Origin of the sequence: Exiguobacterium sp. s132, from assembly GCF_018617235.1 — a bacterium.
Lineage (GTDB): Bacteria > Bacillota > Bacilli > Exiguobacteriales > Exiguobacteriaceae > Exiguobacterium > Exiguobacterium profundum.
This window is the reverse complement of record NZ_JACSJU010000001.1, coordinates 2,048,572-2,073,022: the sequence shown is the minus strand read 5'-3', so window position 1 is coordinate 2,073,022 and position 24,451 is coordinate 2,048,572. Positions and strand designations below refer to the sequence as shown.

Genomic DNA, 24,451 nt, shown 5'->3' with positions numbered 1-24,451 from the left:
CCAGGCAAGATCGTTCCGCAATAGCTCAGTGGTAGAGCAACCGGCTGTTAACCGGTAGGTCGTAGGTTCAAATCCTACTTGCGGAGCCAATTTAGGCCCGTTGGTCAAGCGGTTAAGACACCGCCCTTTCACGGCGGTAACACGGGTTCGAATCCCGTACGGGTCACCAATATGGAGGATTAGCTCAGCTGGGAGAGCACCTGCCTTACAAGCAGGGGGTCGGCGGTTCGATCCCGTCATCCTCCACCATCTTTATTTATTACATCAAACCTATATATATGCCGGTGTAGCTCAGTTGGTAGAGCATCTGACTTGTAATCAGAGGGTCGAGGGTTCGAATCCTTTCGCCGGCACTCCTCGGGGGGGTAGCGAAGTGGCTAAACGCGGCGGACTGTAAATCCGCTCCTTCGGGTTCGGCGGTTCGAATCCGCCCCCCCCCACCAGGTTTGAGCCATTAGCTCAGTTGGTAGAGCATCTGACTTTTAATCAGAGGGTCGCAGGTTCGAGCCCTGCATGGCTCACCATTTTTTGCGGAAGTAGTTCAGTGGTAGAATACGACCTTGCCAAGGTCGGGGTCGCGGGTTCGAATCCCGTCTTCCGCTCCATACTCTTATCCCTGTATTGGGGCCTTAGCTCAGCTGGGAGAGCGCCTGCCTTGCACGCAGGAGGTCAGCGGTTCGATCCCGCTAGGCTCCACCATATGTTTTTTTCTTAAGTTAGTGATGACTTAAGTTTTTTTTTGCCTAAAACCATGAACCATTCAATTGAGAGTACAGAGAAAGGCAGCCTGCCACCATTCAGGCTGCCTTTTTGCATGTTTATTCATAATATTGCCGAGTTGAACCAAACAAATGATAGCGTTTACAATTTGATTATCAAGTGTATAAAGGGGGAATGGCGATGCAATGGTCATATATTCACGTGCCGCTGCGTTATGGTCAGGGGAAATTAGGGGTCGATCAAGGACCGACAAAGTTAAATGAAATGGGGATGCAACAACTTCTTCCGACAGAAACGGTCAAACATACGATTCGTGTCTTGCCAGAATCTGAAATTCGAGAAAATGAAGAACACTTAAAACGGGTTGATGGTGTCTTGCATACCGTCACGGAATTGGCAGAAGTCGTACATCGTGAAATTTCGGAAAATCGATTCCCTTTGATCGTTGGGGGCGATCATAGTATGGCAATCGGTACTCTTGCTGGATTGGCTCAAACAGGTCCTTATGGAGTCATTTGGGTGGATGCTCACGCTGACTTAAATACAGGCGAAACATCACCGTCGGGGAATATTCACGGAATGCCACTTGCGGCAGCGATGGGGATGGGCGACGTGCGTCTGACAGAAGTGGGCGGACGTGATCCGAAGCTATCACCAGAGCATTTAGTTTATATTGCCCTGCGTGATATCGATGAAGGAGAAATGAATGAAATCAATCGACTCGGCATCAAAGTCATTACAGTAGAAGAAGTACGTACGCGTGGCGTGGATGTCATCATGAAAGAGTCATTGAGTTATCTTCGTGAACGAGTAGACCGTTTTTATATCAGTTTCGATATGGATAGTCTCGATGCATCCCTCGTTCCTGGAACAGGTACACCGGTTGACGGCGGTTTAACAGAAGTCGAAGCCAAAGCGATTTTAAAAGAAGCGATGCAAGCAGAAGACTTGATCGCAGTAGAGCTCGTCGAGTTAAATCCGGCATTAGACCGGGATGACGTGACGGCTCAGTTGGCCTATCGCTTATGTGAAACGATTATAAAATCTAAAGAAAACCTGTTATTGGAAGGCGAAACCGTCTGATTTCCTTACAGTTTCCAAACCCGTTTGCTACAATGGGGATGGAAACTTTTTTTGATTTTTTTGAAACCATTTCAATATCAAGACGTATATAGAGATGACCGCATGTGTAGCGGAGAGGGGAAGTGGATTGATGGAACGGCTGACCACCCGTTTGGTTGATGAATTGAGGGCGGGGAATCACGATTCGTTTGCCGAACTGGTAGAACTATACAAGGATGGCGTCTTTGCAATCGCCTATAAAATTTTGTATGATCGTGGCGAAGCAGAGGACGCTGCCCAAGAGGCGTTCATTCGTGCCTATACACGAATCGATACGTACGACGCACAATATAAGTTCAAAACATGGCTCTATCGAATCACGACAAACGTTGCCATCGACCGATTGAGGAAGCGGAAGCCGGAATATTCGATGGATGCCGAAATTGCGGGTACAGACGGTTTGACTTATCAAGACCACTTAGCTGATGAAGCGCCCCAACCCGATGCCCAAGTGGTTCATCGCGAAATTCGAAGTGAAATGCATGAGGCAATCAAGCAACTTCCAGACAAATATCGCATTCCGTTATTATTAAAATATGTAGATGATTTGTCGCTTAAAGAAATCAGCGTGATGATCGACATGCCGGTCGCAACGGTTAAGACAAGGATCTTCCGGGGAAGAGAAATGTTAAAAACAATCTTTCAAAATAGGGAGGGGTTCAATTGACTCCTGAAGAAAAAGTACAACAATATTTGGAAGATGGCGTTTTGCCCGAAGAATCTGACGAATTGCGTCAATTGTTAGAGGACGATGAATTATATGAATCGTATCTACAATATGAACGAATCGACGCAGAACTGAAAGCATTGCCTCGTCCAAAGTTATCAGCAGATTTTACGGCCCGAGTGATGGCCGCTTTACCTGAAACTCCTGTACAAACAGCACCTGATCCCGTCGTACCGTTTTCAAAATCAGTTCGAAAAGAACGCAAACCGCACTCGAAACAAATGCAATGGTTGCAACGGCACCCAGGTTTGATTGCGGCCGTACTGTTCTTTAGTTTGATGTCTAGTGCGACACTCGGACTATGGAGCAGCGCTTCAGAGACGATGACCTATACAAAAGTACCAGGTGTGATCGTATCTGAGAATGAAGTCATTGTCCCGGCCGGTGTCACGGTTGAAAAAGACATCACGGTCCAAGGTGGCGATTTACGGATTGAAGGTACTGTCAATGGGAACGCGACAGCCGTCAATGGTCGTGCCTATTTAGCAAGTGCCGGTCAAGTGACAGGTGAACTCGAACAGATCGATCAGATGTTCGAATGGATTTGGTACTCGATGAAACAACTTTTCTAAAGACGCTTCCGGCGTCTTTTTTTCGTTTCAATCTGGTTTCGTTTTGACGTGACGCAATGCGTATCTATAGAAATGATGATATAATGGAATTTGCACGATTTAGCTAGGTAGTTGAGGAGGGGAGCATTTGCCGCTACTTGAACAAGTATCATTTTTCTCATTTTTAAATCTTTCAGAAAACGTACATTGGTACGATTATTTGAATGATGTTTTAGATATCGTCGTCGTCACGTATGTCATTTACAAGTTGATGATGATTGTGCGTGGGACAAAAGCAGTACAATTAATTAAAGGGATTTCCATCATTCTAGTCAGTTGGTTCTTGAGCGGTTTCTTCGGATTGAAGACGCTCCAGTTCTTGCTAAATCAGGTGATCACGTACGGTCTCCTCGGAATTATCATCATTTTTCAGCCAGAGTTGAGACGTGGTCTTGAACATCTCGGACGAACGAGTAACTTATTCAGTCGTACGGGAACAAGTGATGAGGAGCAACAACGACAAATGATTGAAGCCATCGTCAGTTCCGCACAGTACATGTCAAAACGGCGAATCGGTGCATTGATTGCGATTGAACGTGATACGGGATTGAACGAGTATGTGGAGACCGGCATTCGTATGGACTCGCATATCACATCCCAGTTGATTATTAACTTATTCATTCCGAATACGCCGCTTCATGATGGCGCGATGATTATTCAGGACGGGAAAATTGCGGCGGCAGCTTGCTATTTACCGCTTTCGGAAAGCCCGCACATCGATAAAGCACTCGGGACACGTCACCGAGCAGCCATCGGGGTCAGTGAAGTGACGGATAGCGTCACTCTTACCGTCTCAGAAGAAACGGGAGCAGTCTCACTTGCAATCGCGGGCCGCTTGTATCGGGAACTAGACGAAGAAGCGCTTCGCAATAAATTAATTCAAGAACTCGTCATCGAAGAAAAAGAGGCGACCCTCTCGTTCTTCGGCAAAAAAGGAGGGGATAAGTAAGTGATTGATCAGTGGTTACAACATAAGTGGTTTCTCCGCTTCATCGCACTTGCTTTAGCCGTCCTTTTATACTTAATGGTCGCTGAGACCAGTTCTTCGAATAACGCATCTAGCGCATTGCCAATCGTCGGACAAAGTTCCATGACGCTCGATGTGCCGGTCGAAGTGTTTTTTGATGAGGTCCAGTATGTCGCATATAATGTTCCGGAAGAGATGGGTGTCGAGCTTCAAGGGCCATCTAGTAGTTTAACGATGACGAAATTGGTGAAAGATTATCAAGTGTTCGTCGATTTGACCAATCTTGGCACCGGATTCCATCGTGTCCCGGTCGAAGCGCGTGGATTTGGCGGAGACGTCAATGTCAAACTAGATCGAGAGACTGTCGAAATCTATATCGATCGGAAACAAACGATTGAAGTCCCTGTGTCCGTGAATCTGTTGAACAAAGATCAATTACCGGACGGAAAAGTCGCGGGCGATGTCGAAATCGAACCGTCGACTGTAAAAGTCACAGGTGGTGCGAGTCGGATTCAAAACGTCAAAGAAATCACGTTGAATGTGGATGTTGCCAATCAAAGTCAGACGTTCACACGAGAAATTCCACCGACCATTTTAGATGCGAATGGAAATCCGTTGAACGTGTCGGTCGATCCGAATATCATCAATGTCACCGTACCGATTTATGACGAGAGCGCGATGATTCCAATCGAGGTCGTCACGAGCGGAGAGGTGGCAGACGATTTCCGCTTAGTTGATACGTTGCTAGGTGAGACGGAAGTCCGTGTCTTTGCACCAAAAGCGGTGCTAGATGAACTCCAGCAAGTGGAGACAGAACCGATTGAACTTGACGATTTAACGAAGTCGGGAAAAGTGACCGCTACCCTTCGTCTTCCGGAAGGAGTGACTTCACTCGGTAAAAAAGAAGTAGAAGTCCAGGTGCTCGTTCGTCCAAATGATGAGACGAAAGATGACACGGGTGAATTGACAGAGCGGATTCGGTTGACCGTCCCCATCACTGTCCGTGGATATGACCGGACGAATTACACGATTCAAACGCAAGAAGTGGTCAGCGTGACGCTCTCGGGCAAACGTTCCCTTCTTGAAAGCATCTCATCAAACAGTGTCAACGTGACGTTAGATCTTACCGGATTGCCGAGCGGAACACATGCGGTCGATGCAGATTATGAAGTACCAAAAGGCGTGACCGTGATCTCGCCAAAGACAATCGATGTTCAATTGACGAGTGTCGATGAAGAAACAGAAACATCTTCCATTCAATAAAGATGTTCAATCATACAAAAGTGAGGATTTAATCTTATGGGTAAATATTTTGGAACAGATGGAGTTCGCGGTGTTGCCAACTCTGAGTTAACTGCGGAATTAGCATATCGTTTAGGTCGTGCGGGTGGCTACGTGTTGTCGAAACATTTGCCAGAAGGCGAGCAGCCGAAAGTGTTGATCGGTCGTGACACACGGATTTCGGGACATATGCTTGAAGGTGCATTGATTGCGGGTCTTCTCTCAATCGGTGCAGAAGTGATGCGTCTCGGTGTCATTTCAACACCTGGAGTCGCTTACTTGACGAAATCGCTCGACGCGACGGCAGGTGTCATGATTTCAGCATCGCATAACCCTGTGGCGGATAACGGAATCAAATTCTTCGGTAGCGATGGTTTCAAATTAGACGATGCGACCGAGCAAGAAATTGAAGACATCTTAGATGCTGCAGAAGATACGCTCCCGCGTCCGACAGGTAAAGATCTCGGTTTCGTATCGGATTACTACGAAGGCGCGCAAAAGTATCTTCAAATGTTGAAACAAACGGTAGAAGAAGATTTTGATGGTCTTCACATCGCACTCGACTGTGCACATGGAGCGACGAGTGGCCTTGCGGCTCGACTGTTTGCAGACTTAGAAGCAAACGTGTCGACGATCGGAAACTCGCCAAACGGTTTAAATATCAATGAAGGTGTCGGGTCGACACACCCTGAGCATTTGGCTGAATTCGTCCGTGAAAAAGGAGCGGACATGGGCCTTGCCTTTGATGGGGATGGAGACCGTTTGATTGCGATTGACGAGAACGGTGAAATCGTCGACGGAGACAAGATCATGTATATTTGCGGGAAATACTTGAGTGAAAAAGGGCGTCTCAAAGACAACACGATTGTCGCGACGGTCATGAGTAACCTTGGTTTCCATAAAGCCGTTGAAGAAGCGGGCATGACGGCGCTTCAAACAGCAGTGGGTGACCGCTATGTCGTTGAAGAAATGAAAAAACATCAATATACACTCGGTGGCGAACAATCAGGTCATTTGATTTTCCTCGATCACTCGACAACGGGTGACGGTATGTTATCTGGTGTGCAATTGGCAGAAATCGTGAAATCGACAGGGCGTAAACTGTCTGAATTAGCGGCAGAGATGCCAGTTTATCCGCAAAAGCTCGTGAACATTCGTGTGACGAATAAAAACGATGCGATGAACGGAGAGCGTGTCTTGGCAACGATTCAAGAAGCGGAAGCGGAAATGGCCGGAAACGGTCGAATCCTCGTCCGTGCATCAGGTACAGAACCACTTGTTCGTGTCATGGCTGAAGCCCCGACAGCGGAAGAGTGTGACCGTTACGTTGAAAAAATCGCACAAGTCGTACGCGAAGATTACGGTGTAGACGGATAAAATTTTCAAAACCGGGAATAACACAAGGGAATCCACATCGGATTCCCTTTTTGTTTCCGTTTTGTCATCGAGAAAACAGCGGATTTTCTTGACGAATGGGGGTGTGATTTGTACTATTAAGAGCGTGACCTTGGAAACGGAAGGACACAAGAGTACGAACAAGCGCCAGAACTCTGCGGAGTTGACGAGGTTGGAGGTTATCGAGATTTCGGCGGATGCCTCCTCGTCGCCTGTCACGACGACAAACATGCTTTTAAAACGCCCGGGCGACCGGACGGACAAAGAAGCGTGTACTGACAGCTCTTAGAAAAAGCCCGTTTCCTTTTTCGAGAAATCGAAGAATAGAGGAGATTTGTTTATGTGTGGAATTGTAGGAATGATTGGGAATACCGGAGCGAAGGAAGTCCTTCTCAAAGGTCTTGAAAAACTCGAGTACCGTGGTTATGACTCGGCAGGTCTTGCGTTGATGCATGAGAATGTCAACGTTCACAAAGAAGTCGGTCGCATTGCTGCGCTACGCGAAATCATCCCAGCAGAAGTAGACGGCACGATTGGAATCGGCCACACACGTTGGGCAACACACGGGGTACCGAGCGTACCGAACGCCCACCCGCACCAAAGCACGACAGGACGCTTCACGCTCGTGCATAACGGCGTAATCGAGAACGACGAGCTCATCAAGAAGACGCTCGACGTTCCGTTCCTTTCAGAGACGGACACGGAAGTCATCGTCCAGCTCATGGAGAAGCACTTCGTCGAGCTCGGCGACGTCGAGGCGGCGTTCCGCAAGACGCTTTCGGACCTCCACGGTTCGTATGCGATCGCAATGATCGACTCAGAGGACAAAGAGCGCCTCTATATCGGGAAGAACAAGTCACCGCTCCTCGTCGGACTTGGTGACGGCACGTTCAACGTCGTCGCATCAGACGCGATGGCGATGCTCCAGGTGACAGACCAGTACCTCGAGCTCCACGATGGTGAGATCGTCATCCTCACACGTGAGGCGGCGACGATCAAGACGCTCGACGGCGAAGTACTCGAGCGTGCACCATACACGGCCGAAATCGATGCGTCAGACATCGAGAAGGGCACGTACGCGCACTACATGTTGAAAGAGATGGACGAACAGCCAGCCGTCATCCGTAACATCATCCAGCACTACCAGAACGAGAACGGCGACATCGAGCTCGCAGAAGGCGTGCGTGAACTCGTCTCGGAAGCAGACCGCGTCTATATCGTCGCATGTGGTACAAGTTACCACGCTGGTCTTGTCGGGAAGCAATTGATTGAGCGCGTTGCAGGTGTACCGACTGAAGTACACGTCGCATCAGAGTTCGGTTACAACATGCCACTTTTGACAGAGAAGCCACTCTTCCTCTTCATCTCACAATCAGGTGAGACAGCGGACAGCCGTGCCGTCCTCGTCGAAGTGAAAAAATTGGGCCATAAAGCGCTCACGTTAACGAACGTGGCAGGATCGACATTGTCACGTGAAGCGAACGAGACGATGCTCCTCCACGCAGGACCAGAGATCGCGGTCGCGTCGACGAAAGCATACACGGCACAGATTGCCGTCCTCGCAATTCTCGCATACGACATCGCTCGTGCGAACGGGAAGAAACTCCCGTTTGATCTCATGCAAGAACTTGCACTCGTTGCGACAACGATGGACTCGATCATGGCACAAAAAGAAATCTTTGAAGAGCTTGCAGATAAGTTCTTGAAAGAGTCACGTAACGCATTCTTCCTCGGACGTGGATTGGATTCATATGTAGGTCTCGAAGGCGCATTGAAGCTGAAAGAGATTTCATATATCCAAGCAGAAGGGTACCCAGGTGGGGAACTCAAGCACGGTCCGATCGCCTTGATTGAAGACGGGACACCAGTCATCACGCTCGTGTCTCAACCAAACACACACCTCAACATCCGTGGAAACATCAAGGAAGTTGTGGCGCGTGGTGCCATCGCATGTACGATTTCAATGGAAGGAATGGAGCATGAGAACGACGCATTCGTTCTTCCACGTGTTGAACCACTTCTCACGCCACTCGTGACGGTTCTTCCACTTCAACTCATCTCGTACTATGCAGCACTTGCTCGTGACTGCGATGTCGACAAGCCACGTAACTTGGCGAAGTCTGTAACGGTTGAATAATGTTCAAGACCAAAATCTTTCGGGATTTTGGTCTTTTTTGTTGCAATGAGTTAACAAATCATCGTAATGTTCTCAAATATGTCTGTTCATTCTCCGGAACGGGTACACTCAACATGAAAATGAAGAGAAGGAGAGATTCGATGAAACAGAAGAAATGGATGACAGGTCTCGGTGTCATGATTCTCGCGACATCATTGGCCGCTTGTGGGGATACGGTAGAGGACACATCGATGGAGATGTCAGAAGAGCAAAGCATGGACCATTCAGCGATGGATCACTCCGGGTCTGGAGAAGTTCCAGACGGGCTGAAGGAAGCCAGTGATCCGACGTATCCAGTCGGATCAACCGCGATGATGACAGCGGATCACATGCCGGGCATGGAAGGCGTGGAGGCGACGATTGTCGGTGCATATGATACGACGGTCTACGCCGTCAGCTATACACCGACTACAGGTGGTGACCCGGTAGAGGATCACAAATGGGTGATTCACGAAGAACTGGATAATCCGGACGAGGCGCCGTTGTCTGAAGGGGATGAGGTCGTATTGGCTGCCGACCATATGGAAGGGATGGACGGCGCAGAAGCGACTATCGATACAGTGGAAGAGACGACCGTTTACATGGTTGATTACACGACTGAAGACGGAGAAGAGGTCACAAATCATAAATGGGTGACCGAAAGTGAATTAGAAGCAATGAAATGAATGAAGTAGACCTCGAGTACATCTCGAGGTCTATTTTTTCGATAAATATTTATTGATAAACGATAAAAACGGGCGTATGATAAAAGAAATAAAATGAGTGAGGTGTATGACAGGTGAAACGAGAAACCGTCTTTTTAAAACTATCGGTGATTGTCTTAGCTCTCCCGATTCTTGCGGCCTGTATCTTTTTACTCCCTTTCCTTTGGCGAGAGGCGGTGGAGAGCGGAGGATGGATTGCAAATTCGATGCGACCGATTATTGGAGGGATGTATGTAGCAGCGATTCCCTTTTTCGTTGCCTTGTCACAGTCATTCATCTTACTTGGATTGATTGACCGGAATGAGGCATTCTCCTATCGGGCGGTGAAAGCACTTCGGATCATTAAATATTGTGCGCTGACCATCACGGCCATCTATATGGCGACACTCCCGTTCTTCTATTGGTTCGCTGAGCGTGACGACTCGCCAGGATTTTTAGTCATCGGATTCGTCTTCGTCTTCGCCGCATTTGTCATTGCGGTTTTTGCTGAGTTGTTACAGAAACTATTGAAGCGCGCCATCGACATGAAACAAGAAATCGATTTGACGGTCTGAGGTGAGAGAAATGGCGATGATTGTGAATCTGGATGTGATGTTGGCGAAACGAAAAATGAGTGTGACGGAACTGTCGGAGCGAGTCGGGATTACGATGGCGAACTTGTCGATTTTAAAAAACGGGAAGGCCAAAGCGATTCGTTTTTCGACACTTGAAGCGATTTGCGAAGCACTCGACTGTCAACCGGGAGACATATTGGAATATCGAGCGGACGAGCGAGCAGAGTGAATCTCTGCTTTTTTATATGAATTTGAAACGTGTTCTTACTATGCTCCGTATATAAAGGTATCAGTCAGGGGGAGATGTAGAATGATTCAAACATGGACGGAACGGACACATGAGGCCTTGAAAGGAAGAACGGGGAAACTCATCGGTTGGTCTTTTGCAATGGCGATATTAGTAGAAGTGTGGCTTATGATAGATCCGACATATTACGGGATCCAACACAGTTCTACTATTCTTATGATGATCAGTGTGATTGGACTCATCCTATATGTGATGTCTCTTCCGATGTATGTCGGATACAGCTGGGTCATTTTAGATACGGTGCGAAATAAGGAATTGCATTTTCAAGATGTATTTAAACCGTTTCGGAAGAATTACCGCTTAAATTTGGCCACATTCCTACTCATGGTTCTCTTCCAACTATTGTGGGGGCTGCTTCTAATCGTTCCAGGAATCATAAAGTACTTTTCTTACGCATTCACTTTCTTTATATTGCGAGATGAGCCTCATTTGTCCCCAACAGAAGCAATTACAAAATCTCGTGGGATGATGCGTGGACAGAAATGGGAAGCATTTAAATTGATCCTGCCAATGATTCCGGTCTTTTTGACGGGTTTCACGCTGAGTATTGTTTTCAAATTACCGATTTTGTCATCCTGGTCACTGTTAGTTGCGACTTCCCTTGTTCGCCCGTTAGTCGTTGCGCGCTTCGCTGTCATGTATGAAGACACGCGTCGGGCTTACGACGAACAATGGAACAAGCCAGCCTGAAGCATATCAAACAGAGGGGAAATTGAATGAACGTGCTACAATCTTCATGAAGAGAAAGGGGAATGCGGAATGAAGATTGGGATCATCGGGGCCGGTCTGAGCGGAATCATCGCAGCGCGTGAACTCGTGTGTCAAGGTCATGACGTCGAACTGATTGAAAAGAGTCGAAGCGTCGGGGGACGCTTGGCGACGCGTCGAATCGGTGATGGACGGGCAGACCATGGCGCGGTATATTTCACGGTGCGTGGAGAAGAGCTCGAACGAGAGGTACAGTCGTGGATGAATGCAAACTGGGTGCGGGTCTGGTATGCCGACCCTTATCCACGTTATGTCGCGATTGATGGGATGAATGCACTTGCTAAGCGTTTGTCTGAAGATTTGACCGTACAATTGAATGAACGGGTGGAGAACGTTCAAGTAGAAGAAGACGGAACCGTCACAGTCAAGACAGACGTGACGACACGTTCCTATGATCGACTCGTGATGACGGCACCGCTTCCACAGTCGTTCGATTTGCTTGGAGATTTAGCTGTCGATGTCGAGCCCGCGTTACGTCGTCTTATATATTCGCCGACGTTCGTCGGTCTTTTTGAATGTGCCGGTGATGTGCAGATTGGAGCAGACGGTATTCTCGATCAAGAACTGGTACCTGGTGTATTAAAAATCGTCGATAATCGGCAAAAAGGCATCTCTGCGACACCACTCGTAAATGTCTATATGGAAGAGGCGTGGAGTGAGGACTGGTATGAGCGACCAGAAGCGGAGACACTTGCAGAAGTTGAGCGGTTATTCCGAGAGGAAGTTGGCGATATCAATCTCGTGTCAAAACAATTGAAACGCTGGCGTTACGCGCAAGCGAAAGACGTATGGCATGAACCGTTTTATCAAGTAAGCCGTCATCCCATCTATTTAGCAGGGGACATCTTCCTTGAGTCCGATGATCCATCCGGACGAACGCGATTCGAAAGTGCCTATCTGTCTGGGTTACGTGTGGCAGAAACCATCGAAAAGAACATGGACCGATAAGGGCACTCCTTATCGGTCTTTTTATTTGACGCCATTTAGTTTAGGGCATAAACTATAATCATCTAGTTTAGGGGGTAAATTAAAAATGAAAGCATTGATGCGCGAAGCGGTGCAGTTGTTTGAAGAAGTGATGTTCCATGGGACGGAACATGTCATCGAAGCGATGGAAGGGGACGTATGGCGCGAGTATTCGCGCGAACAGCTCCAACTGTTGAAGTTACTCGATCAGTTTGGACCAACTCCGGCTGGGCAACTGGCACAAAAGCAAGGTGTCCATAAAAGTGCGGTCTCGAATCGCCTGAAAAAGTTGGTCGAAAAAGGACTCGTCACGAGTCGACGAGGACAAGACCAACGCGAGCGATTGATTGAATTGACCCCAGAAGGGAAACGGCTCGTCGAAGAAGTGGACGGTGCCGTCTATCGATATGTGGAATCCCTCATCGATGGAGAAGTAGACGAAATTGAAATCGAGCAGTTTGTTCGGACGTTCCGAAAAATAAAGCAATTGCTCCGAATCGGGGAGGAATAACACATGCATAAAATCATTCAATGGCGCTGGGGAATTTTCATTTCCCTCATCGTATTGACGGCAGCATTATTTGTCGCAGCACCGAACTTAACGAAACAAGCAGAAGAGGCAGGGAGCTTCCAACTTGCGGACGACATGGACTCACAACGCGCACAAGCGATTTTAGATGAAGCCGGGAAGAGTGACAAGACCATCTCCCTCGTCTATGAGTTTGAATCAATCGGAGAGACGGAGCGAACAGATGTCGCGCGTGTCATCGAAGAACTTAAACAAAATGAAACGGTCGTGACAGATGTTCTCGATCCGTTCGAAAACGAGGAGACAGAGGCACAGCTTGTCTCGGAAGACGGACGCATCGTCCTCGTCCCCATCACGGTAGAAGGTACGACGGAAGAAATCAATGCGTTTGCTGATGATGTCCGTGAAAACGTGCTCCCGCAAGAGGAGACAGTATATATCACCGGGGAAGAAATCATTAACAATGATGTGAATCTAAGTGCACAGGAAGGGTTGAAAAAGACAGAAATCATCACGGTCGTGTTGATTTTTGGATTACTCCTTCTCGTCTTCCGTTCCATCGTGACCCCGTTCATCCCGCTCATCGCGGTCGGATTCACTTATCTATTGAGTCAATCCTTTGTCGCGTTCTTCGTGGATTGGTTCGGGTTCCCGGTGTCCAACTACACGCAGATCTTCCTTGTCGCCATCTTGTTCGGGATTGGGACAGACTACTGTATCCTGCTTCTTAGCCGTTATAAAGAAGAACTCAGTGCAGGACATGCCATCGAAGACGCCATCGTCAATACGTACAAGACGGCAGGACGGACGGTCCTCATCAGTGGACTCGCGGTCTTCGTCGGTTTTGCCGCCATCGGATTTGCTGATTTTCCAATCTTTAAATCAGCGGTCGCCGTCGCAGTCGGGATTGCGGTGTTGCTGCTGATTCTCTTCACGGTCGTCCCATTCTTCATGGCGACGCTCAAACAGCGACTGTTTTGGCCGTCGAAAAAGGCAGGCGAGCATCATGACAGCAAGCTTTGGGCTAGCTTGAGCCGATTGTCGGTCAATCGCCCGTTCGTATCGATTTTGGTCGTCGGGTTGATTACAGTACCTGTCTTATTCACATATGACGATGCCCGTTCGTTCAATACGGTCGATGAGATTGGAGACGGGTACGATTCGGTTCGTGGACTGAATTTGATCTCAGAAGGGTTCGGTCAAGGGGAATCCCTTCCGGTACAAGTCATTTTGAGACAAGATCAAGCCATTACAGAATCAGAAGTTCCCTATATCGAAAAGTTTGCAAGTGAGCTTGAAAAAGTCGAAGGTGTGAATGGTGTCCGTGCGCTCACACGTCCTACTGGTGAAGTCATCGACGATTTTTATGTCGATACGCAGCTCAGTGAAGTCAGCGATGGCTTGTCTGAAGCGCAGACGGGTCTCGGGGATGTTCAAACTGGATTGGATGAGATTGAGCAAGGATTGAACGGGATTGTTGGACAACTACCAAGCGGTTCAACCAATGCTGGGGCACCGCTTGCAGAAGCAGCAGCGGGACTAAATCAGTTGAATGGTCAACTTGGTCTCATTGGGCAAGGATTGACAGCGACTCAAAACATCCCGGCCGCAGTCGGACAGCTCGGTCAAGTATCAGCTGGCCTCACACAAATTGAGTCAGGAATCAACGAAGCGGCGTCCGCATTAAATGCACAAGGTTCTCAGGTCGGTGAACTTGGTAGCGGGTTAGCGCAACTGGCGACAGGTGTCGCGGAAGCGAACGACGGGCTAGGACAAATTGAGTCTGGTCTCGGCGAAGCCGTTTCGTTCTTACAACAGTTGAGTGAAGCAGATGCGCTTCGGGAGACAGGCGTGTATCTTCCGGAAGGGACGCTCACATCAGATGAGTTCTCACCTGCAGTCGAACGATATGTCTTCGATGAAGGAATGGCGACTCAGCTCGAGGTCGTCTTAGAGATGGACCCGTATTCGCCAGAAGCGATTGATACCGTTGAGACAATCAAAGAGACGATGAATCGTGCCGTGACGGGAACACCGTATGCGGATGCGACCATCGGATATGCCGGGATCTCAAGTATCAATAGCGATTTAAATGAAACATCGACGAACGATTTCAATCGAACGGTAGCCATCATGCTCGTGACGTTGTTCATCGTTTTGACAGCACTGTTCCGCTCGATGATCATGCCACTCTATATGATTGCTTCGCTTCTCTTGACGTACTATACGTCAGCGGCAATCACAGAGCTGATCTTTGTAGAAGGACTCGGCTATGACGGGATTAGCTGGGCCGTTCCGTTCTTTGGATTTGTCATGTTGATTGCCCTTGGAATTGACTACTCCATCTTCTTGTTAGATCGATTCCGGGAAGAAACAATCAATGGGAAGACGGTCCGTGAGGCGCTCATCCACTCGATGACGAAGATGGGTACCGTCATTATGACAGCCGCGGTCATCCTCGCCGGGACGTTCGGTGCCATGATTCCGTCAGGCGTGCTCAGTCTCGTCCAGATCGCGACAATCGTCATCACCGGTTTGTTATTGTATGGCTTGATTGTGTTACCCCTCTTGATCCCAGCCATTACGATTTCATTTGGCGATGGTGTCTGGTGGCCATTCCGACAAAAGAAAAAGTCATAAGCAGAAACGGATGTCTCGTATGATGAGATATCCGTTTTTTGGGATAGATTGTAGTGGATTCGGGAACAGAAAGGCAGGTCCATTATCTAAGGAGGAATACTGTATGGAAATCGTCATTACTGCAATCTTGAAAGCCCATCCCGGAAAAGAAGAGGCGTTACGTGACGCGCTGTACCGTGTGATTCCGCCGTCGCGTGCGGAAGAAGGATGTCTCGCGTACGTTCTTCACGAGGCGATCGATTCACCAGGTACGTTTGTCTTCTATGAAAAGTATAAGGATGAAAATGCACTCAATCACCATATCCAGTCGTCGCACTATCAGGCGTATCGTGATGAAGCCGGGGAGCTTCTCGCCGTCCGTGAGGTCTATCGTTTGCATGAAGTCTGAAAGGAGATATTCTCATGATTACGCAACCCGTGATTCCATGTATTTGGTTTGAGCAGGACGTTGAAGAGATTGCCGAGTGGTATGTATCCATCTTTCCAGATTCGTTTGTCGACTATACGACGAGATTTTCAAGTTCACCAGCAGGCGATACGACGATTGTGACGCTATCACTCGCTGGACAATTCTTTCAGTTGCTTGGGGGAGGGACGGTGCAAGAACGGAATCCGTCCATTTCCTACATGGTGTCGCTTCCGACGACGGAAGAAATCAATGCGCTTTGGGAACGATTATCTGACGGAGCGGATATCTTGATTCCATTAGACACTTACGACTTCAGTCAGCGTTATGGGTGGTTGCAGGACCGCTACGGGGTTTCTTGGCAAATCATGCATGATGGCGGGATGGACATTCAGCTCGTGACGCCATGTCTATTGTTTGTCAAAGAAGCGTTCGGTCGTGCCGAGGCGGCGATGAACGATTGGATCTCTATTTTCAAAGATTCATATGTATTGGACGGACATACGGTACGATACACGGAAGAAGACGGGGACGAGCTTGACGGGAAAATCAACTATGCTCGTTTCGTCTTATCCGGTCGAGAATTTGTCGTGATGGACAGTAATGAAAATCATACATTTTCGTTTAACGAGACCCAGTCGCTCATCGCTTTTTGTGAGTCGCAAGAAGAAGTCGATTCGTACTGGGAGCGGCTATCGGCTGTACCGGAAGCAGAGGAGTGTGGTTGGCTGAAAGATCGCTATGGTGTCTCCTGGCAAATCATCCCGTGGGAAATGGAAGAGATGATGACGGTAGGTTCGCAAGAGCAGATTGAACAGGTCGTACAGGCATGTCTGCCCATGAAAAAGCTTGATATCGCGACGTTGCGTAAAGCTTACTAAACAAAACTCCCGAGACAAATGCTCGGGAGTTTTTTCATGGACTCATTTGCGAGAGGGCATCTTTCTCGATGATGGTATCCGAGAGCCGGAGCTGACTGGCCGCGCGGTCGATGTAAGGGGCGCATCGATCGAATGCGACTTGTTCTTCCGTCTCAATGGAATAGCATGTGCCGTTACCAGCACGTTCGGTCAAGTCTGGTTCATAGTAATGATCTTCGTATCGGAAAGCGCCCGTCCGAAAGACGGTTAGATTTGACGTATCATTCAATAAGGAGTCGCCAAGCATATATGCTGGAGAGATTCCAAGTAAATCGAGAATCGTCGGGGCGATATCGATTTGTCCACCACTCGCCTCCATGACTTCTCCTGTCGTCGGTCCAGGTGGTTTGATGAAGAGAGGGACAGCACGGTCAAGTTGAAACGCGTCAACCGTCGAGTTCACTTCTTCGAGGGTAGCCATCTCTTCTCCTGGTGCCGTCAGACCGCTATCGTGGTCACCATACATGACGAGAAGCGTCTCATCCCAGAAACCATCTTGTTTCAATCGTTCGATGAACTGACCGACAGCGGCATCGACGAAATGAACGGTATGGTAATAGTTTTCGAGAAGGGGATCGTCGATATCAGATAGGTCCAACCGCTTCTCGTCTTCCGGGATATCGTACGGTGTATGACTCGTTAAAGCGACTAAAAATGCGTAAAATGGTTCATCCAACTCTTCCATAAATCCGACCGACGTATTTAAGAATTCCTGATCGTTGAGTGCCATCCCGATGATTCCTTGATCGGGGTAGTCTTTGTCGCTAAAGAAATGATTGAACCCGATATTGTCATAAAAGTCATCGCGATTCCAAAAGTCTTTTCGGAACGAATGCATGGCTGCCGTATCGTAGCCCGCCTCATTCAAGGATTGAGAGAGCGCGCTGAATTGATTTCCCGGGAAACGCGTGTAGACGGAACCAGATTTGACAGGATAAAGTGACGTGTTGACGATGAACTCTGCATCAGACGTTCGCCCTTCATGCGTTTGATGATACACGTTCGGGAAGTAAAGCATGTCACGTCGCAGTCGGTTCAAATTCGGGGTCAGTTCCTGTCCATCAATCTGTTGATCGATGACGGATGTTTGGAATGATTCGAGTTGTAAAACGATAACGTTCGTATCTGGACTTGGGGCACTTAATTCTTGATAAGAGAGTGCTTGAATTTGAGAACGCTCTTCGTCTGTCAGGGCTTCGTTCCATCCCATAGCACGTTCGACGCCTCGGGCGACATCCATCGCGTGATAGCCCCAAAATCCAAGATGATAGTATTCACGCATATTCGAGATGGGGTCATCTGCGATCCACTTTTCTCCACGCTGAAAACTGAGGGTGAGCGGGATTGTGAAGAGAAGGAATCCGAGTGCGAAGCCAGCGAGCGCCAATCGTCTTCCGTTCCGCTTCCCTTCACGGACAGGATGACGTTTCATATAACGCAAAATCAAACCGTAGATGATGAGGTCGATGAAGAAGAACGCATCGATTGGGCGGATGAGCGTCAAGAAGCCACCCCCGACATCTCCCATCTGCCCGATATCAGATAGTAAGGCGACGGATAATAAGTCTTCAAAATAGCGATAGTACCAGACGTCCGAGACGAGCAGGGTACTGTGCAGGAACAGAGAAACGTATAAAATCCATCGGCGGATCGGATAAGACACGGCGAGTGCCCAACTCGTCAGGAGCAAAATCGTCGCCAAATTGATGAGGAAAAACGAGAAGTCGAACGCCGTCGCGGTCAACCAGCTAAAAAAGAAGAGCTTTGCCAGAGAGAGTGACAAGTAGCTCCAATAATCGAGATATTTCATTAGTGATCTCCTAACTCAAAATGTAGTTACTGTATCCTTTCCTTTCTTATGAACAGAGAAAACGTAGAAAGTGTGATGGAGATTCATTCGTAATCAAAAATATGTAATATATATATTGCGTTAATGGAATATATATATTACATTTTAGGTATTGCACAACTAAATTAGGAGACAGACATGGGAAATAGAGTAAAAGAACATCGAGTAGAAAAGAATCTTACTCAAACCGATTTGGCAGAGGCGATCGGTGTGACTAGACAGACAATCGGTTTGATCGAATCGAATAAATATAATCCCTCTTTGAAACTCTGTATTGCCATTGCGAGGGTTCTGGGCGTCACTCTAAATGATTTATTCTGGGAGGAGTAAAAGATGAAAGAATCATGGGTCACAATGTTTTTACCAAATGACGAATATAAAGAAAGGCGGATGTTGTACTTTATAGCCGAGGCTTTCGTTTTGTTCATTGGATTTTTGGGAGTAGTCGTTCTATTGAATAGATTTTCAGGTATATTCAACACTGAGTCTTCATATATTTTATTGAGTGTTATAGCAATTCTAAGTCTCTATGTATGGATTCGTTATATTGTCTCAGGTATGGAGTATGCAAACGTTGTTGAGAAATCTGAATATAAAATGGAACTAAGGAAACTGATTGGTTCTACATCGAAGTTTGCTGTTTTGTTTGCTGGAGTGGCAATAGCATTAAAGGTGACGGGTGTAGTGGTTTACTCTTGGGTGGACTTGTTAGCAATGACACTTCTTTCAAATGGGTTACTTCTGGTCGCACAATTCATTTCACTTCAACGGTCATTTAGAAAAAATCGTGAGCTTTCATGACCGAGGTGATATATTCGTTTTACTTCAAATAGGACATCTATGTCTTTAAGAGTGCATAACAAAACCAGGTCCCATGCAAACATGGACCTGGTTTTGTTGGATAACTGTGAAGCTCTGATTATGTAATCTCGAACGTATCACGCAGTTCAATGATGGTTCCTTCCGGTGCTTTTAATTTACTTAAATGTCCATCGACGACGAAGTAGATGTTGCCACCGTGCTTCGGTAAAAACGTGACGCCGAGTTGTTCGAGTCGTGCGACTTCCGCTTTGAGGTCATCTACATAGAGGGCGAAATGGACGGGACCGGCCGCATGTTTCGAGTAGTCTTGTAACGTTTCATCCGCTTTAGCAGTCTGGAGCTCAATATAAAAATCACCGAGCTTGAGCCAACTGTTGAAGTCACGCGTATGAAAGTTTGGCGACTCCTGGACGAGTTCAAAACCGAGCGCTTCGTAAAATGACTTCGATGCGGCATAATCCGGGGTTTGGATACAGATATGATGGATTTGTTTCATTGGTTGTTTCCTTTCGTTTGCAACTCTTTCACTCGATCACGGTGGAACGGGGAAGTCAATTCTTCTGAGATGAGGCTGATCGTATGTCCATCCGGGTCTCGTACGTCAAAACAGGACATACCACCGAAATCGTGAAGCGGGGTCGCAATTAACCCTGCTTGTTCGAACGATTGATACGCGAGCTGGATGTCTTCACAGATGATATTGAAATAAACATGGGCTTGTCCGGACGCATCCTTAAATGTTGTGGGTTGCGTTGAAGTAGTTTGAATCAATCCGAGTTGAGTTGAGCCATCTGGCAGACAGATTCCGATGCCCCCTTCCCAGCGCCCGATTTCTTGGGCATGAAAATAAGTTGTATACCAGTTCAGAGACTGTTCTACATCTGATACGGGAATAAAGATACTTCCGATTCGGAACATAAGATCCCCTCCTTTTCTATTGTTAGTGTAGCGAATACAAGCCTTCGAAGATACGGGAGAAGAAACTTTTTACGGGAGAAATCGTATGGAAGAGAGAAAATCAATGAGGTGAATGTATGAAAGTAAACGAAATCACGATTCAACCGGTTGATGCAGTCAATCGAGAGGCGGTCATCGCCCTGACAGTGGACGAGAAACAATCTCGATTCATCGAGACGAATGCCGAATCCCTTCGAGAGATGATTGAGGATACGAAATACAATTGGCAGAGCTTTGCATTTTATGAAGGCGAGCGACCGGTTGGCTTCATGATGGTCGGAGCGGAAAACCAGTCAGAACGTTACATGTGGCTCGACCGTTTCATGATTGATCAAAACGAACAGGGGAAAGGCATTGGAACGAAGTGCCTACGCATGGCAGTGGAATTCATCCAGACACAATACGACGTGGATGATATCATCCTCAGTCTCCATCAAGAGAATGAAGTCGCAAAACGATTTTATGCGAAGAACGGCTTTGTCGACAGCGGCTTAATCGATGAATGGAATGGTGAAGCGATTTGGGTCTATCATACAGAAAACCGACCGTCATGAGTCGGTCGGATTCTCGGATGGACTTATTTTTTGCGTGACATTCATAGCTGCCAAGAAGAAGGGGATAGCGGCAAAGAGAAACAAGGTAACGAACCAGTTTTGGAGAAATGGATCGACAAACGACGGTTTTTCCAACCAGCTCCCGGTTGAGATTTCGGCGTACCAACGTATGTAGAGTGCGATGCGTTCGAGCGTATATAAGAGTCCGGACAAAACAACAAAATACCACCCGCTACAAGTTGATTGAAACGAGACATAAAACCCCTCCTCTGTAGATGTTGTCTATAGTTTACCATTTTCATCCAAAAAGGGAGCTTTTATTTGAGTACGCTCGGTCGCAACTGTTTGACACGCGACAAGACGAGCCAACCGAGAAGCGCGCCCGTCAAACTAGAGGCAAGGAACGCCGGGACAAAGAAAAATGCACCGAACGTCGAACCCATCAACAGTTTTGCGTACGGGACAGCAATCAACGAAGCGATGACGCCGGTCCCGATGATTTCTCCGAGAGCGGCCGCATAGACGCGGTTCGTGCGAACGAAGAAAATGCCGGCAAGAAACGCGCCAATCATGCCACCAGGGAATGCGAGCAGTGATCCTGTACCGGTCATGACGCGAATGAGTCCGGTGACGAAAGCGACGAGAACGGCTCCGATTGGACCGACGGTGACTGCGGCAATCACGTTCACCATATGTTGAATCGGATAAGCGCGGGCGACACCTGTAGGAATCGAGATGAACATCGAACCGACGACGGCGATGGCAACGAGCATCGCCATCCAAGTGAGTTGTTGAATACGCATGAATAGTCTCCTTTCAAAATAAAAACGCCACGTTTCCAGACGGAAAAATGGCGTGGACATACAGAGACGTATTCCAAGCCACTTCCCTACGCTGGTATGAGCCAGATCAGGTTCAAAGGGTCCGGCAAATGCCGTCTCAGCCCGAAGGCTCCCCTAGTGGTCGTTTATTGATTTGAGTATAGCATAAATTGGAAGGGGACGAATATGGAACAACTATCTGTTTTCTGGGAAAACACTGATCTCAAGCATGAGTTTGATCAGTGGATTGATGAATATATTTCGAATGAGACGTGGCATCTAGAAAAAGATACGGATTTGACGTATCTGGTTCATGGCAATGGCGTCTATGCTAAAGCGGTCACTTCAATCAGTCAGAGTGAAGGAATGTTGTCACAATATCTTGCTCATATGTTGCCTGGGCTCGTGCCAGACGTAGTCGCTGTGCATCCGGTTCATCCATGGTTCATCGTGCGAAAAGTTTCCGGTCACCCGTTACGTGATGTACCTGATCAGGAACAGTATGAGGTTGCGCTACGAGAGTATGCCAAATTACAGCAACGAATGAGTGGTGAGACGGAGCAACTTTTAAAAATGGGGGTTCCAGACCGTCGTCCGTCTATGCTCAGGGAGGAAATCGAATCGACGTTCGTTGAGATGAGTCTAAATCTGGAGCGGGTGCAGCGGGAAGAAGTGTTGGCACTAAAACCTGAACTTCTGTCGATGTGTGAAGAACTAGAAAGTGGTATACCGATGAGTCTCGATCACGGCGATTTGCATGGAGGGAATATTTTCTGGGAGCCTGAAAGCAATCAACCGGTGATTCTCGATTGGGGAGATGCGACAATCACACATCCATTCTTTAGCATGCGTGTCTTTTGGAACATCTTGTTCGATTTATTGCCGGAAGAAGACGATACATTATGGATAGAGAAAATCCATGAGTTACGAAAGGTTTATTTGAAAGAATGGAGACACGTCGCGCCAACAGAAATACTCGAGCGTCATATGAAGATTGCGGAGGAATTGGGATGCGTGTATCGGGCCATCTCATGGCACACCTACGTCACAGCACATCGTCGGGACAAAAAAGATTCCAGCGACAAACCGGCACAATGGCTCAAGTTGTTGCTGGAATATCGTAAGTTACAACGTGATACGCATTAACTTTCATTCTTGGCTAACAGGTCCACATAGTCCTTCTCGTTCCAAAAGAGCGGTGAGATGGATTCGGGGCCTTTTAAAATTTCTCCGTCCTGATCATATACGATGGCATACCCGCTCTCGACATCGAATACGAACAAGTCGGCAGTGACTTCGGTCACGCCGTTCCCGGCAATGATCACGTCATCGATTGGCTCCCGTGCCAGTTCGACGCCCGCTTCATCGAGTTCGACGAGGAGGGCTGACGTGTAGGCATGGCGGTCATAGACCGTTTGGAATTCATCCTGCGTGAGGACGACATCGGTAGGTGGGGCACTTGTACCGAATTTCCGATTTTCAATCTCTTCGACGTATTGAAGGAAGGATTCCTCTTGCCAAAATAGCGGAGCGACCGACTCAGAACCATTGATCACCGTTCCGTCCTGACTATCGAAAATGGTAGCATACGTCCCGTCATCGAGCTTAAATGGATAAATATCCGCATACGTATGCTCGAGACCGTTGCCGGCGATGATGACCCGTTCGAACGTCTCCCGAAACGGTTTGATTCCTTGTTGTTCAAGGGCAGTAAGGAGCGGTTTCGTTTGTTCGTATTGGTCATAGACGTCTTTAAAGTCCTCACGCGTCCATTCGGTGATGGGTTCATCGGGTGATTCGATTGGGATTGGATTGTCTGCCACCGTATCTGTACAACCCGTGAGTAAAAGTGCACTTAATCCGAATATCGCCCATCGTTTCATGTTTCCATCCCCTTAACTGACATTTTCCACCATTTTATCATTCATGATGAAAAAGCAGAACCTGTGCACATTCTCACTCGGGGTGAGGACGTGTCGCGTAGGTATCGAGTGTTCTCTTGAAGTGAAGTGTATCTTCTTCAGAAATCGTCACACCTGAAGAGGTGCCGTAGCGAACCGCATGATAAACGGACGGGTTCATCGGTAAATCGATGCGTTGGAACCACTCTTCCAATGTCTCATGAGCACGCAATCGCTTGACTGGTACGAGAGATTGGTTGAATGTGATCAGTGCATCGCGAATCGGGACGTTCGTGAACGCTGTGAGCGTCGAAACGGACGAGGCGTTCTTGTGTTGTAGCGATTCTACAAGCGGGTCTATGCTTGAATCATCATCATCTCGTGCGTTCGTCAAATGCCGTTTTCGTTTTCGATAGACATAGAAACTGAAGCAACAGAATGCGATCAAAGCGACGAATAGTCCGAGATTTCGTCGTGTTGATTCTCCAGATCCCGTGATTCTCTCAAAAAAGTGATGTTTTCCTTTTTGAGGATCCAATTCAAACGGGTAATCTGCTTTGGATTCACCAATTAAAATTCCATCATCCTCATCCGATAGGAGATCAGTTGGAAGACTATGACTTTCCTCGACCGGTATCGTTTCCGGGTTATAGAGCCACTCGAATACACTCGTCGCAATCACCATTATCGTAAAGGTGCCGAGGAGTGTGGCGACAATCATGAGAAGAAACTTGTTCGTCCAGCGCAAGAGGGT

The 24,451-nt window shown here is 47.7% G+C and carries 26 protein-coding genes, 8 tRNA genes and 1 riboswitch; of the genes, 28 read left to right on the top strand and 6 right to left on the bottom strand.

The annotated features are described in order from the left end of the window. The first annotated feature begins 14 nt into the window (after nt 1-14). From KNO78_RS10630 to KNO78_RS10515, 24 genes are all read left to right on the top strand, one after another. Nucleotides 15-89, top strand: a tRNA-Asn gene (locus tag KNO78_RS10630). 5 nt (nt 90-94) lie between these two features. After that, nucleotides 95-169: transfer RNA gene (locus KNO78_RS10625), tRNA-Glu, on the top strand. A gap of 4 nt (nt 170-173) precedes the next feature. Next, nucleotides 174-249, top strand: a tRNA-Val gene (locus tag KNO78_RS10620). A 31-nt stretch (nt 250-280) separates the two neighbouring features. Further along, nucleotides 281-353, top strand: a tRNA-Thr gene (locus KNO78_RS10615). A gap of 6 nt (nt 354-359) precedes the next feature. Next, nucleotides 360-443 (top strand) — tRNA-Tyr (locus KNO78_RS10610). A gap of 5 nt (nt 444-448) precedes the next feature. Continuing rightward, a tRNA-Lys gene (locus KNO78_RS10605) sits at nt 449-524 on the top strand. 6 nt (nt 525-530) lie between these two features. Continuing rightward, nucleotides 531-605 (top strand) — tRNA-Gly (locus KNO78_RS10600). 18 nt (nt 606-623) lie between these two features. After that, nucleotides 624-699, top strand: a tRNA-Ala gene (locus tag KNO78_RS10595). 201 nt (nt 700-900) lie between these two features. After that, nucleotides 901-1,803 (top strand): arginase, encoded by a 903-nt coding sequence (gene rocF / locus KNO78_RS10590; RefSeq protein ID WP_074035370.1) that lies wholly within the window; start codon nt 901-903, stop codon nt 1,801-1,803. A 130-nt stretch (nt 1,804-1,933) separates the two neighbouring features. Then, nucleotides 1,934-2,509, top strand: a complete 576-nt coding sequence (gene sigW / locus KNO78_RS10585) for an RNA polymerase sigma factor SigW (RefSeq protein WP_012727640.1) — start codon at nt 1,934-1,936, stop codon at nt 2,507-2,509. Continuing rightward, entirely contained in the window at nt 2,506-3,141 is a 636-nt protein-coding gene (locus KNO78_RS10580) for an RseA family anti-sigma factor (RefSeq protein ID WP_078147861.1), read from the top strand. Before sigW ends, KNO78_RS10580 begins: the two co-directional genes overlap by 4 nt. A gap of 127 nt (nt 3,142-3,268) precedes the next feature. After that, nucleotides 3,269-4,129 (top strand): diadenylate cyclase CdaA, encoded by an 861-nt coding sequence (gene cdaA / locus KNO78_RS10575; RefSeq protein WP_012727638.1) that lies wholly within the window; start codon nt 3,269-3,271, stop codon nt 4,127-4,129. After that, on the top strand, nt 4,130-5,410 hold the full coding sequence (locus tag KNO78_RS10570) for a CdaR family protein (RefSeq protein ID WP_196431523.1): 1,281 nt from the start codon (nt 4,130-4,132) through the stop codon (nt 5,408-5,410). Nucleotides 5,411-5,446: 36 nt separating this feature from the next. Then, entirely contained in the window at nt 5,447-6,805 is a 1,359-nt protein-coding gene (gene glmM, locus KNO78_RS10565; RefSeq protein ID WP_078147859.1) for a phosphoglucosamine mutase, read from the top strand. Between the two features lie 358 nt (nt 6,806-7,163). After that, complete coding sequence (gene glmS, locus KNO78_RS10560) at nt 7,164-8,960, top strand: glutamine--fructose-6-phosphate transaminase (isomerizing) (RefSeq protein WP_159563147.1); 1,797 nt, start codon at nt 7,164-7,166, stop codon at nt 8,958-8,960. Nucleotides 8,961-9,100: 140 nt separating this feature from the next. Continuing rightward, on the top strand, nt 9,101-9,664 hold the full coding sequence (locus tag KNO78_RS10555) for a YdhK family protein (protein WP_196431421.1): 564 nt from the start codon (nt 9,101-9,103) through the stop codon (nt 9,662-9,664). 113 nt (nt 9,665-9,777) lie between these two features. After that, nucleotides 9,778-10,257, top strand: coding sequence for a DUF2975 domain-containing protein (locus KNO78_RS10550; RefSeq protein ID WP_196431420.1), 480 nt, complete (start codon nt 9,778-9,780; stop codon nt 10,255-10,257). A 10-nt stretch (nt 10,258-10,267) separates the two neighbouring features. Next, nucleotides 10,268-10,486 carry a helix-turn-helix domain-containing protein gene (locus KNO78_RS10545; protein ID WP_012727632.1) on the top strand — a complete coding sequence of 73 codons (219 nt, stop codon included), beginning with the start codon at nt 10,268-10,270 and terminating at the stop codon, nt 10,484-10,486. Between the two features lie 81 nt (nt 10,487-10,567). Continuing rightward, complete coding sequence (locus KNO78_RS10540) at nt 10,568-11,254, top strand: DUF975 family protein (protein WP_196431419.1); 687 nt, start codon at nt 10,568-10,570, stop codon at nt 11,252-11,254. A gap of 69 nt (nt 11,255-11,323) precedes the next feature. Further along, nucleotides 11,324-12,280, top strand: coding sequence for an NAD(P)/FAD-dependent oxidoreductase (locus KNO78_RS10535; protein ID WP_214690342.1), 957 nt, complete (start codon nt 11,324-11,326; stop codon nt 12,278-12,280). Between the two features lie 85 nt (nt 12,281-12,365). Then, complete coding sequence (locus tag KNO78_RS10530) at nt 12,366-12,809, top strand: MarR family winged helix-turn-helix transcriptional regulator (RefSeq protein ID WP_078147853.1); 444 nt, start codon at nt 12,366-12,368, stop codon at nt 12,807-12,809. A gap of 3 nt (nt 12,810-12,812) precedes the next feature. Then, complete coding sequence (locus KNO78_RS10525) at nt 12,813-15,467, top strand: MMPL family transporter (RefSeq protein ID WP_012727628.1); 2,655 nt, start codon at nt 12,813-12,815, stop codon at nt 15,465-15,467. Between the two features lie 103 nt (nt 15,468-15,570). Beyond that, on the top strand, nt 15,571-15,855 hold the full coding sequence (locus KNO78_RS10520; protein ID WP_012727627.1) for a putative quinol monooxygenase: 285 nt from the start codon (nt 15,571-15,573) through the stop codon (nt 15,853-15,855). 14 nt (nt 15,856-15,869) lie between these two features. Then, complete coding sequence (locus tag KNO78_RS10515; protein ID WP_214690343.1) at nt 15,870-16,754, top strand: VOC family protein; 885 nt, start codon at nt 15,870-15,872, stop codon at nt 16,752-16,754. 34 nt (nt 16,755-16,788) lie between these two features. Here KNO78_RS10515 and KNO78_RS10510 read toward each other — a convergent pair whose 3' ends face one another. Next, nucleotides 16,789-18,603, bottom strand: coding sequence for an LTA synthase family protein (locus KNO78_RS10510; protein WP_214690344.1), 1,815 nt, complete (start codon nt 18,601-18,603; stop codon nt 16,789-16,791). A 177-nt stretch (nt 18,604-18,780) separates the two neighbouring features. Here KNO78_RS10510 and KNO78_RS10505 point away from each other — a divergent pair, with 177 nt between their 5' ends. Both KNO78_RS10505 and KNO78_RS10500 read left to right on the top strand, forming a co-directional pair. Then, nucleotides 18,781-18,972 (top strand): helix-turn-helix transcriptional regulator, encoded by a 192-nt coding sequence (locus KNO78_RS10505; RefSeq protein ID WP_031421892.1) that lies wholly within the window; start codon nt 18,781-18,783, stop codon nt 18,970-18,972. 3 nt (nt 18,973-18,975) lie between these two features. Further along, entirely contained in the window at nt 18,976-19,443 is a 468-nt protein-coding gene (locus KNO78_RS10500) for a hypothetical protein (RefSeq protein ID WP_196431414.1), read from the top strand. Nucleotides 19,444-19,561: 118 nt separating this feature from the next. On the opposite strand, the gene KNO78_RS10495 is transcribed toward KNO78_RS10500, so the two are convergent. Next, a complete protein-coding gene (locus KNO78_RS10495; RefSeq protein ID WP_074035393.1) occupies nt 19,562-19,960 on the bottom strand; it encodes a VOC family protein in 399 nt (132 codons plus the stop codon). Next, nucleotides 19,957-20,382 carry a VOC family protein gene (locus tag KNO78_RS10490; RefSeq protein WP_074035394.1) on the bottom strand — a complete coding sequence of 142 codons (426 nt, stop codon included), beginning with the start codon at nt 20,380-20,382 and terminating at the stop codon, nt 19,957-19,959. The genes KNO78_RS10495 and KNO78_RS10490 overlap by 4 nt, the downstream gene beginning before the upstream one ends. Before the next feature lie 116 nt (nt 20,383-20,498). Here KNO78_RS10490 and KNO78_RS10485 point away from each other — a divergent pair, with 116 nt between their 5' ends. Beyond that, nucleotides 20,499-20,975: a GNAT family N-acetyltransferase gene (locus tag KNO78_RS10485; protein ID WP_084543024.1), complete on the top strand. Its 477-nt coding sequence runs from the start codon at nt 20,499-20,501 to the stop codon at nt 20,973-20,975. 317 nt (nt 20,976-21,292) lie between these two features. Here KNO78_RS10485 and thiW read toward each other — a convergent pair whose 3' ends face one another. Further along, a complete protein-coding gene (thiW, locus tag KNO78_RS10480; protein WP_047794734.1) occupies nt 21,293-21,778 on the bottom strand; it encodes an energy coupling factor transporter S component ThiW in 486 nt (161 codons plus the stop codon). A 66-nt stretch (nt 21,779-21,844) separates the two neighbouring features. Then, nucleotides 21,845-21,943: riboswitch (TPP riboswitch) on the bottom strand. A gap of 39 nt (nt 21,944-21,982) precedes the next feature. Here thiW and KNO78_RS10475 point away from each other — a divergent pair. After that, nucleotides 21,983-22,942 carry an aminoglycoside phosphotransferase family protein gene (locus KNO78_RS10475; RefSeq protein WP_214690345.1) on the top strand — a complete coding sequence of 320 codons (960 nt, stop codon included), beginning with the start codon at nt 21,983-21,985 and terminating at the stop codon, nt 22,940-22,942. On the opposite strand, the gene KNO78_RS10470 is transcribed toward KNO78_RS10475, so the two are convergent. Together KNO78_RS10470 and KNO78_RS10465 are read right to left on the bottom strand one after the other, a co-directional pair. Beyond that, complete coding sequence (locus KNO78_RS10470; protein WP_074035399.1) at nt 22,939-23,679, bottom strand: hypothetical protein; 741 nt, start codon at nt 23,677-23,679, stop codon at nt 22,939-22,941. The two genes, KNO78_RS10475 and KNO78_RS10470, sit on opposite strands and share 4 nt — an antisense overlap. Before the next feature lie 73 nt (nt 23,680-23,752). Continuing rightward, nucleotides 23,753-24,445, bottom strand: coding sequence for a hypothetical protein (locus KNO78_RS10465; RefSeq protein WP_214690346.1), 693 nt, complete (start codon nt 24,443-24,445; stop codon nt 23,753-23,755). Nucleotides 24,446-24,451: the final 6 nt, after the last annotated feature.